General features: G+C 49.4%; 13 protein-coding genes. 12 read left to right on the top strand and 1 reads right to left on the bottom strand.

The features are described from left to right. Positions 1-15: 15 nt before the first annotated feature. The 10 genes from R3B84_13205 (at position 16) to R3B84_13160 (ending at position 13,981) form a co-directional block, all read left to right on the top strand. The gene (locus R3B84_13205) at positions 16-588 is read left to right on the top strand and encodes a sigma-70 family RNA polymerase sigma factor (GenBank protein MEZ6141524.1); all 573 of its coding nucleotides are present in this window, start codon (positions 16-18) and stop codon (positions 586-588) included. Between the two features lie 59 nt (positions 589-647). Beyond that, positions 648-1,973, top strand: a complete 1,326-nt coding sequence (locus R3B84_13200; protein MEZ6141523.1) for a hypothetical protein — start codon at positions 648-650, stop codon at positions 1,971-1,973. A gap of 383 nt (positions 1,974-2,356) precedes the next feature. Beyond that, on the top strand, positions 2,357-3,814 hold the full coding sequence (locus R3B84_13195) for a hypothetical protein (GenBank protein MEZ6141522.1): 1,458 nt from the start codon (positions 2,357-2,359) through the stop codon (positions 3,812-3,814). A gap of 9 nt (positions 3,815-3,823) precedes the next feature. Beyond that, positions 3,824-5,614 carry a HEAT repeat domain-containing protein gene (locus R3B84_13190; GenBank protein MEZ6141521.1) on the top strand — a complete coding sequence of 597 codons (1,791 nt, stop codon included), beginning with the start codon at positions 3,824-3,826 and terminating at the stop codon, positions 5,612-5,614. A 29-nt stretch (positions 5,615-5,643) separates the two neighbouring features. Then, the gene (locus tag R3B84_13185) at positions 5,644-6,771 is read left to right on the top strand and encodes an AAA family ATPase (GenBank protein ID MEZ6141520.1); all 1,128 of its coding nucleotides are present in this window, start codon (positions 5,644-5,646) and stop codon (positions 6,769-6,771) included. Further along, on the top strand, positions 6,729-9,143 hold the full coding sequence (locus R3B84_13180; protein MEZ6141519.1) for a DUF5682 family protein: 2,415 nt from the start codon (positions 6,729-6,731) through the stop codon (positions 9,141-9,143). Before R3B84_13185 ends, R3B84_13180 begins: the two co-directional genes overlap by 43 nt. A 62-nt stretch (positions 9,144-9,205) precedes the next feature. After that, the gene (locus R3B84_13175; GenBank protein ID MEZ6141518.1) at positions 9,206-10,381 is read left to right on the top strand and encodes a VWA domain-containing protein; all 1,176 of its coding nucleotides are present in this window, start codon (positions 9,206-9,208) and stop codon (positions 10,379-10,381) included. 174 nt (positions 10,382-10,555) lie between these two features. Further along, positions 10,556-11,422, top strand: a complete 867-nt coding sequence (locus R3B84_13170) for a menaquinone biosynthesis protein (protein ID MEZ6141517.1) — start codon at positions 10,556-10,558, stop codon at positions 11,420-11,422. Continuing rightward, complete coding sequence (gene mqnC, locus R3B84_13165) at positions 11,376-12,479, top strand: cyclic dehypoxanthinyl futalosine synthase (GenBank protein ID MEZ6141516.1); 1,104 nt, start codon at positions 11,376-11,378, stop codon at positions 12,477-12,479. The genes R3B84_13170 and mqnC overlap by 47 nt, the downstream gene beginning before the upstream one ends. Further along, a complete protein-coding gene (locus tag R3B84_13160) occupies positions 12,476-13,981 on the top strand; it encodes a mercuric reductase (GenBank protein MEZ6141515.1) in 1,506 nt (501 codons plus the stop codon). Before mqnC ends, R3B84_13160 begins: the two co-directional genes overlap by 4 nt. Before the next feature lie 92 nt (positions 13,982-14,073). Here the strand turns inward: R3B84_13160 and R3B84_13155 are convergent, their stop codons facing one another. Then, positions 14,074-14,886 carry a hypothetical protein gene (locus R3B84_13155; protein MEZ6141514.1) on the bottom strand — a complete coding sequence of 271 codons (813 nt, stop codon included), beginning with the start codon at positions 14,884-14,886 and terminating at the stop codon, positions 14,074-14,076. 327 nt (positions 14,887-15,213) lie between these two features. On the opposite strand from R3B84_13155, the gene R3B84_13150 reads away from it, so the two are divergent. Together R3B84_13150 and R3B84_13145 are read left to right on the top strand one after the other, a co-directional pair. Further along, complete coding sequence (locus R3B84_13150) at positions 15,214-15,606, top strand: DUF1801 domain-containing protein (protein ID MEZ6141513.1); 393 nt, start codon at positions 15,214-15,216, stop codon at positions 15,604-15,606. A 96-nt stretch (positions 15,607-15,702) separates the two neighbouring features. Beyond that, the gene (locus tag R3B84_13145; protein MEZ6141512.1) at positions 15,703-16,458 is read left to right on the top strand and encodes a lipoate--protein ligase family protein; all 756 of its coding nucleotides are present in this window, start codon (positions 15,703-15,705) and stop codon (positions 16,456-16,458) included. Positions 16,459-16,470 lie beyond the last annotated feature (12 nt).

Raw genomic sequence — 16,470 nt, 5'->3', positions numbered from 1 at the left:
AATAAGTGACTAGCTGTGACAAACGACGATCGGCAACTAATCGCGAGATGCTTACAGGGCGACAGTTCCGCATACGAACCGTTGGTTCTGCGGTATCAGGATCGTCTGTACAATGCCGTATTTCGCATGCTGAACAGTGCGGAAGATGCTGCAGATGTGGTGCAGGAAGCGTTTATCGGTGCCTACCAGTCTTTGCACAGTTTCAAGGGAGAGTCGGGCTTTTTTACCTGGCTTTACCGGATTGCTTTCAATGTGGCAATTTCGCTGAAACGAAAGCGTAGAATTGCTGCCAGCCTGGATTGGGATTCTGGCGAACGACAGTTCCCGGAACCGGTGGAAGATAACCCGAACATCCACCCTGATAAGAACTTAGAACGTAGTGAAGAAGAAGAACTTCTTCAGAAAGCGTTGGATCGACTGACCAATGAACATCGGATGATCATCATCCTGAATGACATTCAGGACGAAAAGTATGAGGACATTGCCGAAATACTGGGTATTCCGATAGGCACCGTGCGAAGCAGAGTACATCGAGCCCGTGCGGAACTTAGGTCGATCATTATGGAACTGGAAGGACTCACGGAATAGATTTATTTGAACGTAAATAATTAAGGAACACTCATTTATCTGAGCGTTGGTAAACGGAAATGTCTGAAGAAGCGTTACACGAACTGATTAGTGCTGCGATTGACGGTGAATTAACACCTTCGCAGCACAAATTGTTGAGGCGATTGCTGAAATCGTCGCCGCGTGTGCGTGCCCTGTACCTTTCGTATCAAAAAACTGCTCAACGAATGCGTCAATTGCCTGCCAAACCTTCACCTTTCCACTTCACGGAAGGGGTGATGGAAGCAATTGCCGCTCGTGGCTTGCAACCTACCCCACTGCCACCAGTCAAAGTGTCTAACCGGTGGGTGGATAAATCGGCGGCACGTCGGTTGGGGCAATTTTCTATTGCCACCTCTGTGATGGTGTTTATGTCACTGGGGTTTTACCTGTTTTTTGCGAATCGCAACGACAGTGAACTAGCACAGTTTTCACCATCGATCGAAGCGGTGTCCATCCCTAGTGCCAATGTGCAAAACCCTCCCCGCGAACGGGACGACGATCACTCTCCTGACCTGATTCCTGTGAATTCAGGAATCAACGATCGAGAACTACCCACAATTCCGCAGGTTGCTGTGCGAACAACCGTGCCAGAACTGGGACCTGAACCAAGAGTTCAGCCCGATCCTATTCTGGCCCCACCAGTGCGGGACATTCCTGAAATCCGCCCAGTCGATCTGGATAAGATTCGCGTTTCCAAGTTCTACGGTATGGTGGAACTTGCAGCAGATACTGATAAGCAACAACAACTGGCGAAAGACCTCCTGGATGATGAATTGATTCGTCTGGATCTATTCTGTGAATCCACGCAGGATGGGCTGGAGCGTATGCAGCAAGTTGCCCAAAAGTTGAAATGGAAACTGGCAATTGACGATGTGACAGCGAACCGCTTGAAAGCACAACCGAACGATGTGGAACTGATGCTGTTTACTGAGGCATTAAACCCACAACAGGTCTGTGACTTTATTGTGGCGTTGTCCCAACCGAATACAAAAAAAGGTTCGACTTCGTCGATGCCTTACGATACTCTGGTAGTGGCACCATTCATGCCGCAGGATCTACAACGCCTGACACGGTTATTGGGGATTCCGAATCCATTGATCCAACGCCCTGCCCCGCAAACAACACCGAAAACAGATATTCGACGACCACTACCCCAGGGTACTGCCGACCTGCTTGCCAAGAACCTGGCAAAGTACAGCAATGCTAAGTCAGAACCCAATGGCAACACCATTGGTGTGGTTGTAAGTTACGCAGGTATTCACGTACTGCCATCCAATGCGGTGCAGCAATATCTATCCTCACGTGCAACTCATTCCAAGCGAAATACCAAACCACTGATGCTGGTGCTTCGCACCCTGAAGTAACATTCTCAAGATCATCTATGGCACTTTGAAAGTGATTTCTCAGAACCATCTCCAAAACAGTCGAACATTCGTCTGATTATTATTTTGCAATTTTTAGCCAGTTTTCTGGATTTTCCATAACTACCTAATTTGAAAACAGTTGCGTAGTTGAATTCCTCCAAAATGGTGCTGTAAATCAAAGAAAAATGTCACCATGAATCATGTGCGTGGATATATTAATATGTGTACGGGCGAATATTTATCGCCGTCGTCGATTTGAGTTCCAGTTCTTGGGTATTTTGTGGTTCCATAAAGTTATTTCAATGATCTTTTTCACCAGGATTGCGAGCTACATTACAGAAAATTGAATCTTTCGCTGAAATCAAAGTCAGGAGGGAAGCATTGTGTTTTCGATAGATGAGTCTTTTGTCGATTCAGCAGCACCAAATGCCGATGCGGCAAAAAACGGGCGGAGCCTGGTCCTGAAGAAAAAATTCCTCACGATGAACATTTCCGATGACAAAACAATTCTCTTCGGCGAATGTCAGGGAAGTGGGAAAACACCTTATCAATGTTCCTGCGATTTCATCCGCCCGGGGGCACCCACGTATCGCTGCAACTGTCCCAGCCGACAGTTTCCTTGTAAGCATTCCCTTGGGCTGATGTACGCGTATGTGCAAAAATCAGATACTTTTCAAGTTGCAGATGTACCTGACGATTTGCAGGCCAAACGGGATAAAGTTGTTGCCCGCGTAGAGAAGAAAAAAGAAGAACAAGCGACACCAAAGCAGGTCAATAAAACTGCGTTGGCGAAAAAGATCAAAGCACAACTGGATGGGATTAACCTGCTGGAACAGCTAACCATTGAATTAGCCAGCATTGGTATTGGCAACATGAATGCAAAGCTTGCTGATACCATTGAGCAGCGGGCCAAACAACTGGGCGATGCCTATTTGCCGGGAGCACAAAGTGCGTTGTTGGCATACACAACAAACTTCTCGGACAGCACTGGGAAATTTGACGATAAAATCCCTACTGCGGTGCGGGAAGCGATGTATAGTGATGCTCTGGACCAGTTGGCCCGCCTGCATGCTTTGGTCAAACAAGGGCGGGCATATCTGGAAAAGCGACTGAACGATCCTGATTTAAAACCTGAAACAGAGTCGCCCATTGCAGCCTGGCTGGGACACGCCTGGCATCTCAGCGAACTGCGTGAGGCAGGTTTGACACTGGAAAACGCAGAACTGCTGCAACTGGCATTCAATTCCAACGATGATGTGGCACGCCGGGAATTTGTCGATACTGGCATCTGGGTAGAATTGTCATCTGGCAAAGTACTAACCACCAAAACATATCGGCCCTACAAAGCAGTCAAGTTTATCAAGTCCGAAGATAGCTTTTTTCAGGTAGCTCAGGTGCCATTATTGTGCATCTATCCTGGGGATATGAATCCACGCTGTCGCTGGGATGAAATGCTGCCACGGCCCACAACACCTGAAGATTATCAGAAAGTACAATCACTTGCTGCAGTTGATTTTTCAGCACTGACGAAAACTGTCAAAAATAATCTGAAAGGCCCACTTTCAGAAAAGCAGCCTGTGTGCCTGTTGCGGTTCAAGCAGATCGGCCTGATTAATGATGTTTTTGTGATCGAAGATCAGGCGGGGAATAGATTAACCCTTACTGATCGTGGGATGTCCGAAGAGCCATCCAGTGTGGAACTGTTAAGACTTGTCCCACCAGATGCATTGATGAATCAGGTGTTGGTGGGGCGATTTCGCCACGATCTCGACAGTTGCAAACTCGAAGTAAAACCGTTAAGCATCGTCACAAATACAGAAGTCATTCGTCTCACACTTTAGGAGCACATCATGAGTATTGCCGTTCTCAATGAAGTATACAAAGAGGTGCGACGACTGGCGATTGCAGGCAGCGTCGTAGCACCTGGTGATTTTCGGCTGAAAAAGCTGGTAGACCCACTGAAGAAAGCTGGTGCAAAGGCACCTGTCTTTGCTAAAGTAGCAGAGTGCGTTGAAGATGTGGTAAACTCTACCGATAAAACCGCAGCAAACAGTCTGCTGAATCTTGGTTCTCTGGTCTGTTCCATTTTGTTCACTCAGGGAAGTACAGGTTTAGAAGGGAAACTGGAAACCATTCAATCGTCAGCGGTGGAAGCAAAACGCACCCAGATCAGTGCACGAATGTTGAAACCACTGATCGAAGCATTGACCAGCACTGGCTCTGGCAGATTAGAACAGATCCGCAGTGCCATTGAGTTGGGTCTTTTTGCCGATCTTCGCCTGGTGCGGCCTGCACTGAAAGCGATTGATGATGTATACGGAGAAATTGGCGACCTGGTGGCAGAACGGGTATTGCCCATGTATGGCAAAGCAATCCTGGCCGATTTGAAAGCAACTTTTGATCTGAAAGGAAAAAGTGGGCACGCACGTCGCTTGAAATTGATGCACCGCATTGATGCAGAATATTCCCGGGAAATCATCAAAGAAGCACTCTCCGAGGGATCTCCAGATGTCAAAGTAGCAGCAATCGAATGCCTGGGAGATTCTGCGGATGATTTGTCTTACCTGATTGAACAGGCGAAAGCCAAATCAAAGGAAATTCGCCAGGCAGCCTACCATGCGTTGTGTAAATTACCCCACCCAGAAGCACTGGAGGTGCTGGTAAAAGCAATGGATGGGAAAGACTTAGCAGTGGTTGCACATGCCGTACATTCCTGCAAGCCCACTCAGCTAGCTGCAGTGGCACTGGATCGTGCCAAAAAACTGTTGGTTGACTTACAGGCAAATAAAGACAAGAAAAAGCAAGGCGAAGAAGTAGTGCGGTTTCTTGCTTTGCTTGGGATTGTTGAGACAGTCCTTTCTACAGATGCACAGAAATTTTTGCGGGAATGCGTGCAGGCATCTGCCCAATTGCAGAAAGTCAAATCCACCCCAGGTGGAACAGATATCATCGAAAGAATGGTGGCCATTCTGGCAAAAGGCGACCAGGCAAGTGTGATGTTCCTGGTTGATCAGCGGGAAACAGTCCCGATGGATTGTTTCGATGATGTTGTTTTCGCTGCTTTACGAACAATGTCTCCGGGAGATTTCTACAAAATCTTTTCACCTTACCTCAAACAGTCCACCAAGAAAAATTCAGCAGACCAAGGAAGACGTCAAATTGTCTGGAACCAATTGTCTGGTAGAAATTATTATTGGCACTGGCACTACAACGTTCAGGATCATCCCGTGGATACCGCATGGTTGTATGATGCGATCGCAGCAGATGATCTGCCTTTGGCTTGCTCCTTGGCAAACTCAGACCACGCAGCCGCAATAAAGTATTTCACCGCAAAGTTGGCAGACAGAAAAAGTCTTGGCAAAGATCCATACGATTTTGCTTCTGCCATGTTAAGAATTGAACATCCCGAATCTACTGCTTTTGTGATTGAAAACATTAAAACACACAGCAAAAAGAAAGCAGGTTACGAAGTGTATCGCTGGTTGTATCTGGCGAACCGCCTAGGCGCTGATGCATTGCCAGAGTTGGAAGCAATGGCGGGTGATTCCAAAATTGGTGAGACTGTTGCCAACCGAATCGTTGATGCAATTGCCGAAATTCGGGAACGAACCAAAACCAGTTCGGAAGAGAAAGCTTCTTAGTTTGAATTATCCCAAATAAGGAAACCAACATGGCGAAGAAAAAAACAGACGAAGCTGCTGCACCTGTAAGTAACAGTGGTAATGTATTGCGGGCGCCGGCAGAAGAACTGTATGCCAGCGAGCTGGACGCACTGGCGCAAGCAGATAAATACGAACGCCCCCCAGGGTGGCAGCTTTCCCCACGTGCCGTGCTGACGTATATCACAGGCGGGACTGCTGGTAGTACAAAAATCACCCCCAAGTATATCGGCCACCAGCGACTTGTTGAAATCGCGATTTCAACACTTGTTACCGATCGTTCTCTGTTATTGATTGGTGAACCTGGTACTGCTAAATCGTGGCTGTCAGAACATCTGGCAGCAGCGATCAATCGTGATTCCACAAAAGTAGTTCAGGGTACTGCCGGCACCACGGAAGAACAGATCCGGTATACCTGGAACTATGCGATGCTGATTGCCCAGGGCCCCACCAATACCTCACTGATTCGCAGCCCGATTATGCGTGCGATGGAAAGTGGTTCAATTGCCCGCTTTGAAGAAATCACACGGTGTGCTTCTGAAGTACAGGATGCCATGATTTCATTGCTGTCGGAAAAACGCGTTTCCATTCCGGAATTACAACTGGAAGTGCCGGCACAAAAAGGCTTTTCCATTATTGCTACCGCCAACACACGAGACCGTGGGGTCAACGATATGTCGGCTGCACTGAAACGACGCTTCAATATTGTGGTGCTGCCATCCCCAGCAACATTGGAAACAGAAGTTGATATTGTTCGCAAGCGTGTCAATGAACTGGCAACCAACCTGGATCTGAAAGCACCTGTACCTGCAGACGAAGCCATCGAAAAAGTGGTCACCATCTTTCGAGAACTACGCACAGGACAGACGCTGGATGGCAAAAACAAAGTCAAAACACCATCTGGCGTGCTCTCCACTGCCGAAGCAATTTCGGTGCTTGCCGGAAGTATGGCACTTGCGGGAAACTTTGGCAATGGCAAGGTATCCGCAGAGGATCTTGCTTCTGCTATTCAGGGGGCCGTGGTGAAAGATGAAGAGAAGGATAAGCTGGTCTGGCAGGAATATCTTTCCAACGTCCTGAAAAAACGTGGGGCCGAATGGCGACCACTCTTCACCGCTTGCTCGGATCAACTGTCATGAGTAATCCCTGGCAGATCAACGTTTTTGGTGTGCGGCACCTTTCTCCCAGCGGTGCCTGGCACCTGCGTCGGTATCTGGACCGCATTCAGCCGGATGTCGTCTTGATTGAAGGGCTGCATGATGCTGGGGAGTTGACTCGTCATCTGGTGAAGAAAGGCACCAAGCCACCGATTGCCATTCTGGCATATACCGATTCGTTGCCTGTCCGCACGCTGGTTTATCCCTTGGCACGTTACAGCCCGGAGTTCCAGGCAATCCTGTGGGCCCACGAACACAAAAAGCCTGTGGAATTTATCGACTTGCCATCAGATGCATTCCTTGCGTTACAAGACATTGAATTGGAATTGCTGGCAAAAGAGTTAACAGCAGGCACTGTTACTCAAGACCAAACAGAAGACGATCAGGAAGTTACTGACAACGATGCTGACAGCACCAGTGCGGAAGAGGCACCAATTCAGGAAGTTCCTGATCAGGTTTCGATTTACGATCGCTGGGCTCAGATTTCTGGCGAACTGAATTATGATGCATACTGGGAACGCCGTTTTGAGCATAATCTTAATGATGATGCTTACCGCCTGGCTGCCAACCAGTTAGGGGAATCGCTGCGAGAACTGGAAGTAGATCCTGTCCGCAGACATGCTGAAAATCTGGTGCGTGAAGCATTCATGCGGCGACAGATAAAGAAAGCAATCGATCGCGGTGTCAAACCGGAAAAGATAGTTGCGGTCGTAGGTGCTTACCATGCACCCGTACTCAACGGCAATCACCCAGCGATGAGCGATGAAGAATTTGCCAGCCTACGACGCCGCGCAAGTAAGCTGACACTGATGCCTTATTCTTACTTTCGGCTCTCTTCACAATCAGGCTATGGTGCGGGTAACGCTGCACCGGCGTATTTCGAATTACTTTGGGAAACATTGCAGGAAGAACAATTGGAAGCTTTGCCGACGCGTTACCTCAGTATGGTGGCACGCCACTATCGCGAGCAGGGCACCCACCGCTCCACTGCAGAAATTATTGAAGCGGTGCGATTAGCCAAAACACTTTCTGCAATGAAAGATGGTTATTTCCCCACGCTGGATGATCTGCACGATGCAGCAATTGCGTTACTGGGGCATGGCGAACGGAGCAATATTGCTGAAGCACTTGCCCGAGTCGATGTGGGAACGGCCATTGGTGAATTACCCCAGGGTGTCAGTCGCACATCAATTCAGGAAGATTTCGATCGAGAAATCCAGCGGTTGAAATTGGAGAAATATCGCACCGCCGTCAAGCAGGATCTTGGTCTCGACCTGCGGGAAAATCGACAGGCGAAGACGCAAGCTGCCGCATACATCGATCTGGAACGATCCAGTTTTCTGCACCGCTTGCGGATACTGGGAGTGAAGTTTGCAGAACAGGTGAAGGTGCGACAGGATTCTGCCACGTGGGCGGAACGCTGGACTGTGCAGTGGACACCTGAAAGCGAAATTACGCTCGTGGAATCTGTCTTGCTGGGAGAAACGATTGAACTGGCTTGTGGTTATCGATTCAGGCAGTTGATTGATGATGCGGCTTCGATTGATATTGCTGCACAGCTTGTGGGGGATGCCTGTCAATCGAATTTGTTGACGGCGATGGATTTTGCCCAGCAGAAGTTACAGCACCTGGCCAGTGAAAGCTCCGCACTGAATCAGATTGGTGCCGCTGCATTCGAACTGATGCAGGTAGTGCGATATGGTGATGTTCGACGATTCGATACCAAGCCATTAGTTCCGTTGATTGAAGGTTTGTTTATCCAGGCGTGCCTGGCGTTGCATGAAGCGGCGAATTGTGATGCTGACGCCGCACGGCAACTTCTCGTATCAATTGATCAGATCAATCGGGTATCGCTGGAATTTCATGATCGAATTGATGAAGAGTTGTGGAAGCGGAAATTACAGGATCTTTCAGACGCTGATGATCGCAATCCAGTGTTATCCGGGTTTGCCTGTGCCATCATGCTGGAACGTGGCTGGATGACCAACGAAGCCCTGGTGCGGGAAGTTTCGCGTCGTTTGTCCCCAGGCATCTCCGCCGATCTTGGTGCGGGCTGGTTTGAAGGGTTGGCACAACGAAACCGCTATGCGTTAATTGCAAGGCAAATTCTGTGGGAAGCATTGGATAGCTATGTTGGTTCACTCGATGAAGACCAATTCCGCCGTTCACTTGTTTTCCTCAGGCGGGCATTTGGTGATTTCAGCCACAATGAACGACGCAGTATTGCAGAGAATCTTGCCGAAGTGTGGGGTGTCAATTCTGATGCTGCCAGTGAGGCACTTGATGGCCCACTGTCGCAAAAAGAGGAAGAGGCACTTGAAGATCTCAACGATTTTGACTTCGGAGATATTTAAATGAGTATCACGATAATTAGCGTTGAGCCACCTGAATATGCAATTTGTGTGGAGGTCAGATCATGAGCATCGACGTGGAGCAAGTGAAACGTTGGCGATTGATCCTGGGTGCATCCGCACAGGATAAACTTGGCAGTTGCTGCCAGGGGATGGAATTGTCCAGCGAACAACTGGAGATGGATCAGGCTCTGGCAGCGATCTACGATGAATCAGAAGACTCTGGCACCAGTGGCAGACGAAGTGCTGGCCTGGGTGGTTCTGCACCTCGCCTGGCAAAATGGCTAGGCGATATCCGCACCTATTTCAAGGAAGATGTGGTATGTATTATCCAGCAGGATGCCATCGAGAAAAAAGGTTTAACGCAACTGCTGTTCGAGCCAGAAACACTGAAGACTGTTCAACCGAATGTGCAATTGGTGGGCACCTTAATGTCGTTAAGTGGGCAGATTCCGGAACGCACGAAAGAAACCGCGAGGATGGTGGTTCGGGCAGTGGTGGATCAAATCAAACTGCAACTGGAACAGCAGGTTCGCCAGGCAGTAATGGGGGCAATCAATCGTAAGGAACACACCCCCATCCCACATGCCAGCAGCATCGATTGGAAGTGGACGATTGGCCGCAATCTAAAGAACTTCCAGCCAAGCTTGAACACGATTGTGCCCGAGCGGGTGTATTTTTATTCGCGGGCACAACGCACCAATAGCTGGACGGTGATTGTGGATATGGATCAGAGTGGTTCCATGGCAGATTCCGTGGTTTACGGTGCCATTATGGGTTCCATTTTTGCATCACTGCCCGCGCTCAAGACCCATGTTGTTGCATTTGATACGGAGGTGATCGATCTCACAGAACAATGTGGGGATGATCCAGTGAATATGATCTTTGGTGTACAGCTCGGCGGTGGCACGGACATTAACAAATCCGTGGCCTATTGTTCGAAGTTTATTGAAGACCCACCGAAAACGCTGTTTATTATGATTACAGATCTTTTTGAAGGTGGTAATCAGGCCCAGTTGGTACGCAGGCTGGAAGAAATGGTTGGGAATGGTGTGAAGTGCATTTGCCTTCTGGCACTGGCAGATCATGGCAAGCCATTTTACGATGAATCGCTGGCAAAAAAACTTGCGTCGATCGGTATCCCCTGTTTTGCCTGCAATCCCAACCGCATTCCAGAATTACTGGAACGTGCCATCCGTGGCCAACTGAACAGCTCAATGTCCACGTCTGCGTTTCAATAATGGAATCGTCGATTAATGAATATAAATTCATCAGTGTGCTTTCAGTTGTAATTGAGCTACATTCTTGTGGGGCATTTCGAGAAAAATTAGCCCCAACTGGCCTGGAACGTTGTTACCGGACGCATGTTTTTGCGGTTACTACAGTGGGTAAGTTTCGTTCGGAGTCCTAAACTGATGCTGATGCAACTCAACCAGCGACAACGCGATCGGACGCACGCAGGCCAGCCAATTCGGGTGGGGGCTGTTGAATATCTCAACACCAAGCCCCTGATCGAAAATCTGCTTCAACTGGCACCGAATATCGATTTGCGGCTGGAATTGCCCAGCAAACTGGCCGACCAGCTTCGGGTGGGGGATCTCGATGTTGCCCTGATTCCCGTGGTGGAATATTTTCGGGGCGATCATTACCGCATCATTCCCGATGTATCGATCGCCTCCCATGGTCCGGTGCTAAGTGTGACACTATTCAGCAGGGTGCCGTGGGCAGAAATTCGCTCCGTTGCAATGGATGTGGGTTCCCGCACCAGTGCGGCCCTCACACAAGTACTGCTCGCGAAACGATTTGGGATACGCCCACAGATTACCCAACTGCCCATGGATGTGGCAGCCGATGATATGTCGACTGACGCTGTACTGCTGATCGGTGATCGGGCGATGCAGTCCTGCCTGCCTGGTTTCACCTATGCCTACGATCTGGGCCAGGAGTGGTACGAATGGACGAAACTGCCCTTTGTGTTTGCAGTGTGGGCGGTGCGTGCCGATGTGGATCTGCGTGGAATCGAAACTGCATTCGCCAAAGCACGTGACGATGGCCTACGCCAGGCTGGTTTCATTGCTCAACGGGAAGGACCTCGTCTGCATCTGGATCCTGGCTTGTGCCGTCGATATCTCAGTAATATTTTATGTTTTGATTTATCCAGCCAGGAACTGGCCGGATTACTATTATTCCAGCAATATACCCAAGAGTTGGGATTGTCTCCAACAGGAGCCACCATTGAATTCTACCATTCAACAGATTCTGTCGAAAGCGGCCAACGGTGAACGGATCACCTTTGCAGAGGGTGTGGAACTATTTTCCACGCACGATCTGACCGCACTGGGCAAAGCTGCCCACGCGGTTACCACTCGCTTACACCCGGAACCGTTTCGCACGTACAATATCGACCGCAATGTCAACTACACCAACGTCTGTGCGGCAGTGTGCGATTTCTGCGCTTTCTACCGCAAATCGGCCGATGCGGATGCTTATGTGTTGTCGCGGGAAGAACTGCACCAGAAAATTGAAGAAACAATCGCCTTGGGTGGGGATCAGATTCTGCTGCAAGGTGGGATGCACCCCCAGTTGAAGTTGGAATGGTACGAAGAAATGTTGAGGGATCTGAAACTGCATTTCCCACAAGTAAATCTTCACGCCTTCAGCCCACCGGAGCTGTGGCATTTTCACCGGATCAACAAGATCCCACTGGTGGAAGTGCTGAGCAGACTCAAAGAAGCGGGCCTGGGCAGTCTGCCCGGTGGTGGGGCAGAAATTCTGGTGGATCGTGTCCGCAAACAGCTCACCAAGGGCAAGGCACTTGCCGATGAATGGCTGGAAGTGAACCGGGTCTGGCACCAGCTTGGTGGTAAATCGACCTGCACAATGATGTTTGGCCATATCGAAACCATCGAAGAACGAGTGGAACATCTCGATCGCCTGCGAAAATTACAGGATGAAACGAATGGATTCACCGCTTTTATCTGCTGGACGATGCAACCAGGCCACCTGATGGCTGATTATCCCGCCTACGGCTCGTTTGAGTATCTGAAGACGCAGGCGATTGCCCGCCTTTATCTTGATAATATTCCCAACATCCAGTCTTCGTGGGTCACGCAGGGGGCCAAAATTGGTCAGGTGGCATTGTTTTACGGTGCCAACGATATGGGTTCGCTGATGATCGAAGAAAACGTGGTGGCATCGGCAGGCACGGTCCATTACCTTACACTGGAACAGATTAAGAGCTGCATTCGAGAGGCTGGCTATATCCCACGTCAACGGAATGTGTTTTACGAATATATCGATGAGCAACCTTCGGAACTGACACTGGCTGGCGTGGCATGACCCCCGTACATGGGCTGTTTTCGCCTGAAAATACAGCAAATCTTGCATGGAAAGCACACGTTTTTCCTGAGAATTACCAGAATCCCACCCCTACCCGACGCTACAACCAGGTGGTGCTTGGTGCGGGTCCAGCTGGGCTGATCTGTGCTGCCGCTGCAGCCGGTCTCGGGGCAAAAGTTGCCCTGATCGAAAAGACCGCCATGGGCGGAGATTGCCTGAATGTGGGCTGTGTACCTTCTAAAACATACATCTCTGCGTGCAAATCGTTGCAGGTCGCGATGGATGCCAGCGAACAGTCCAAAGATCATGCCTTTGCAAGCGTCATGGCTCGTTTGCGGGAAACCAGATCGCACCTCAGCCACCACGATTCAGTGGCACGCTTCACGGAACTGGGTGTGGATGTTTTTCTAGGTGCCGGCAGATTTTTGCAACCAGGCACCATCCAGGTGGGCGACCAAAAATTGAACTATCGGAAAGCAGTGATTGCCACAGGCACCCATGCTGCGATGCCTGCGATTCCTGGCCTTATACCGGAAAAGACTCTCACCAATTTTTCATTTTTCTCACTGACGGAACGACCGAAGCACCTCGCTATCATTGGTGGGGGACCAATTGGGTGTGAAATTGCCCAGGCTACTGCCCACTTGGGGATACCTGTTACCCTGATTGTTCGTGGGGAGCGGATTTTGCCTCGCGACGACCCTGATGCAGCCCGAATTGTCCAGGACGCCCTGTTAAGAAGTGGGGTGCATATCCTGTTGCAAAAGGAAGTTACGTCGATTCAGCACCTGGAAAATGAAAGCCTGCTGCACATTGATGGCGATCCTGCACCACAGATTGTGCCCGCGTCCCACGTGCTGGTGGCAACGGGACGGGTGCCGAATGTCACTGGATTGGGCCTCGAACAGGTTGGTGTCGAGTATGACGCAAGCACCGGCATTGTGGTAAATGAACGCTTACAAACATCGAATAAACATATTTTTGCAGCAGGTGACGTCTGTTCGCCATATCGCTTTACCCACACTGCCGATATGATGGCACGCACAGTGGTGCGGAATGCCCTATTTCGCGGTCGTGCCCGTTTTCTGCGCCACCAGATCCCGTGGTGCACATACACAGATCCAGAATTAGCGCAAATCGGCCTTACGCAAGAAGTTGCAACCAGTCAGCAGATCAAAACCGATCTCTACGAGGTGCCATTTGCCGCACTGGATCGGGCACAGACTGACGGGAAAACGACTGGCTTTATTCGAATAGTTGCACAAGCGAACAAGGATCGTATTCTGGGTGCCACGATCGTAGGTCACGGTGCAGGCGAAATTGCTGGTGCGATTGCTATTGCAATGCAGGCGAAAATCGGTCTGAAGCAATTTGCGGCAACAATGTTACCCTACCCAACCTATATGGAAGTGCTTCGTAAGGTGGGGGATCAATTCAATCGGACGCGATTCACCCCACTGGTCGCAAAATTGTTCCGCTGGTGGCTGCGCTGGAATCGTTAAAGATTTTCCATTCAATTGCTTCCAACCTGAAAGAATTGACTTCGATTTCTGGAAGGAATTATAATCAGCATCGACAGCTGAACAAATTGTTATTACTTCTTGATTTCAGCAAGGAAAGGTACATCACCAAGGTCGAGAACGCCATCTTTGGCCATTGCGGGATCAATCGTAATCCCCAGTCGACCCGCAACGCCACCGGAAAACAGGCCATCGGGCTTGCGCAGCACAAGATTCAGTTTGCCTTCCAGTGCAGGCACATTGGGGATTTCAAATTTGCCATCTTTAAGGGTCACATAGAAATAGGGATGGTCAAACACGTAAATGTAAGCTTTCATCCAGCCGTGGATGCTGCAACTAAGCGAAATCGGGCTTCGCATTGCTGGCAGTGGGGTGGGAACCGTAAATTCACCACCCGGTGGGATCAGTGGGTTACCTTCTAATTCACTGCTGACGTATTTGGCGTTGTGTGGCACGGTCGAACTGTTCTTAATGATCAGTTTCTGACCTTCGATTGTTCCGGAACAGTGGGGAATGAATCGGCAACACGGCTGATCAATCACCACATCTTTCTGCTTGGCTTTCATAGCCACTGCAGAAATGTCTTCTGGCTTGAATTTTGGCGAAATTCGAGCACCCTTCGCTGGTGTGGGGGTGAGAATGACTACGCAGTCCCGCATACTGCCTGTGGTACCATTCCCAATTGGGGCAATCACCCAATCTTCGTCATAGAAATCGTCGTCTTTGGCAGCCACGTCAGCATCTTTGTTTGCCACCAGCTTCGCACGTTTCGGAATCGGTCCATTCAATTTGGTATCCCAAATAACACGACCTTTCACCGTAATTTCTGCTGCGGGTGATGCAATGGCGATGGTAGCCAACAGCACCGAAGTAAGCATGAACTTCATTCTGTTCCTCCAGGGAGAATCTAAGACATTTTTTCCGGAAGTGATTCACTTCAACGGATTTACGTCAAAACGCGAACGTAGGTAGGTGTTTTATTATATACCAGCGGTCAACATAGCAGCCCAATAACAATGGAATTTTCAACAGTTTAACATTCATACGAATATCGAAAATTTTCCACGTGGAACACTGACGATTGCACGAATGTCATTGTTTTTCAGTTTGATGCAACTTTTGGCCCCGCAGTAGTGGCACCGAAAGTCGATTGAGACCAATTCTGCCTGTATAGTAGCAGAAAAAGATCCGATGATTTGGAGGTTGGGCGGAAAATGATCCCAGAGATACGGAACTACAACGCGAGACAGCAAGCAAAGCACAAAGAAGTATGTGACATGCTGGCTTCGGAAATCGAGAACAACCTGCCTGGTTCGGAAAGCAAAATCTGGCACGCACACCCCGTCTGGTTCCTGGATGGAAATCCAACTGTAGGTTACAGCAGCCAGAAACCAGGCATCCGCCTGATGTTCTGGAGCGGTGCCGATTTTTATGAAAATGGCCTGAATATCCTGGGGAAAAAGTTTAAAGATGCATCAGCCTTCTTTAAAGATGTTTCGGAAATTAACATCGAAGATCTTCGACGCTGGCTGAAAAAAGCGATTGAGATTCAGTGGGATTACAAGAATTTAGTCAAGCGAAAGGGACTGCTGGAGAGATTGAAGTAGTCCATAATGTGCTGGACAAAATAAAATTGCGGCAACACGCAACGAGCCAGCTTGGTGACCCAAGTGTATTATTGATAGTTTTTCAGAAGGAAGTCGATGCAGCAGTTAAACAGGCCAGGTTGGATTGATTTCCCCGCACCAGATGTGGGGTGGCAATTGGCCATGGACGAAGCCCTGCTCTGGGGTGCTGAAAACGGCCTTCTTGGCGAATCAATCCGAATCTGGGAGGCACCGTACCTGGCGGTTGTATTGGGTGCAGGTGGGTCTGTAGCCATTGATGTGAATCAGGAGGTTTGCACCACTGACAATGTGCCGATTTTTCGTCGTGCCAGTGGAGGCGGGACGGTACTGATTGGCCCAGGTTGCCTGCAATTCAGCCTTATTCTGGCATATGAACGCCATCCAGCTCTGCGTGAAGTGAAGAGTTCCTACGACTGGATTTTGACGCAAGTAGCTGCCCTGTTGGGAGATACGCAAACGATTGAACTGCAAGGAATCTCTGATCTGGCCGTTTCGGATCGTGCTGTAGCACGAAAAGTCAAAATTTCTGGCAATGCCCAACAGCGGAAACGGCACCACGTGCTGCACCATGGGACAATTTTGTATCGCTTTCCTCTCGAGGCTATTTCCAGATACTTAAACGCACCAGAGCGACAACCCACGTACCGTGGGAATCGCCCTCATGAAAGTTTTCTCATTAATCATCCGATTGAGCCCACCGATTTTGCAGAAAAGCTGCGATTATGGTGGGACTGCAGAGCAGAGGCGATCCCACCGGAAGTGGAATCAGAAGCTGAAAAGTTACTCAACGAAAAATATTCCCAACAAGAATGGACTTTTCGGCGAGCTTAAGCGGTTATTGCA

The sequence above is a fragment of the Zavarzinella sp. genome (assembly GCA_041399155.1).
Lineage (GTDB): Bacteria > Planctomycetota > Planctomycetia > Gemmatales > Gemmataceae > JAWKTI01.
This window is presented reverse-complemented; position numbering and strand designations above follow the sequence as displayed.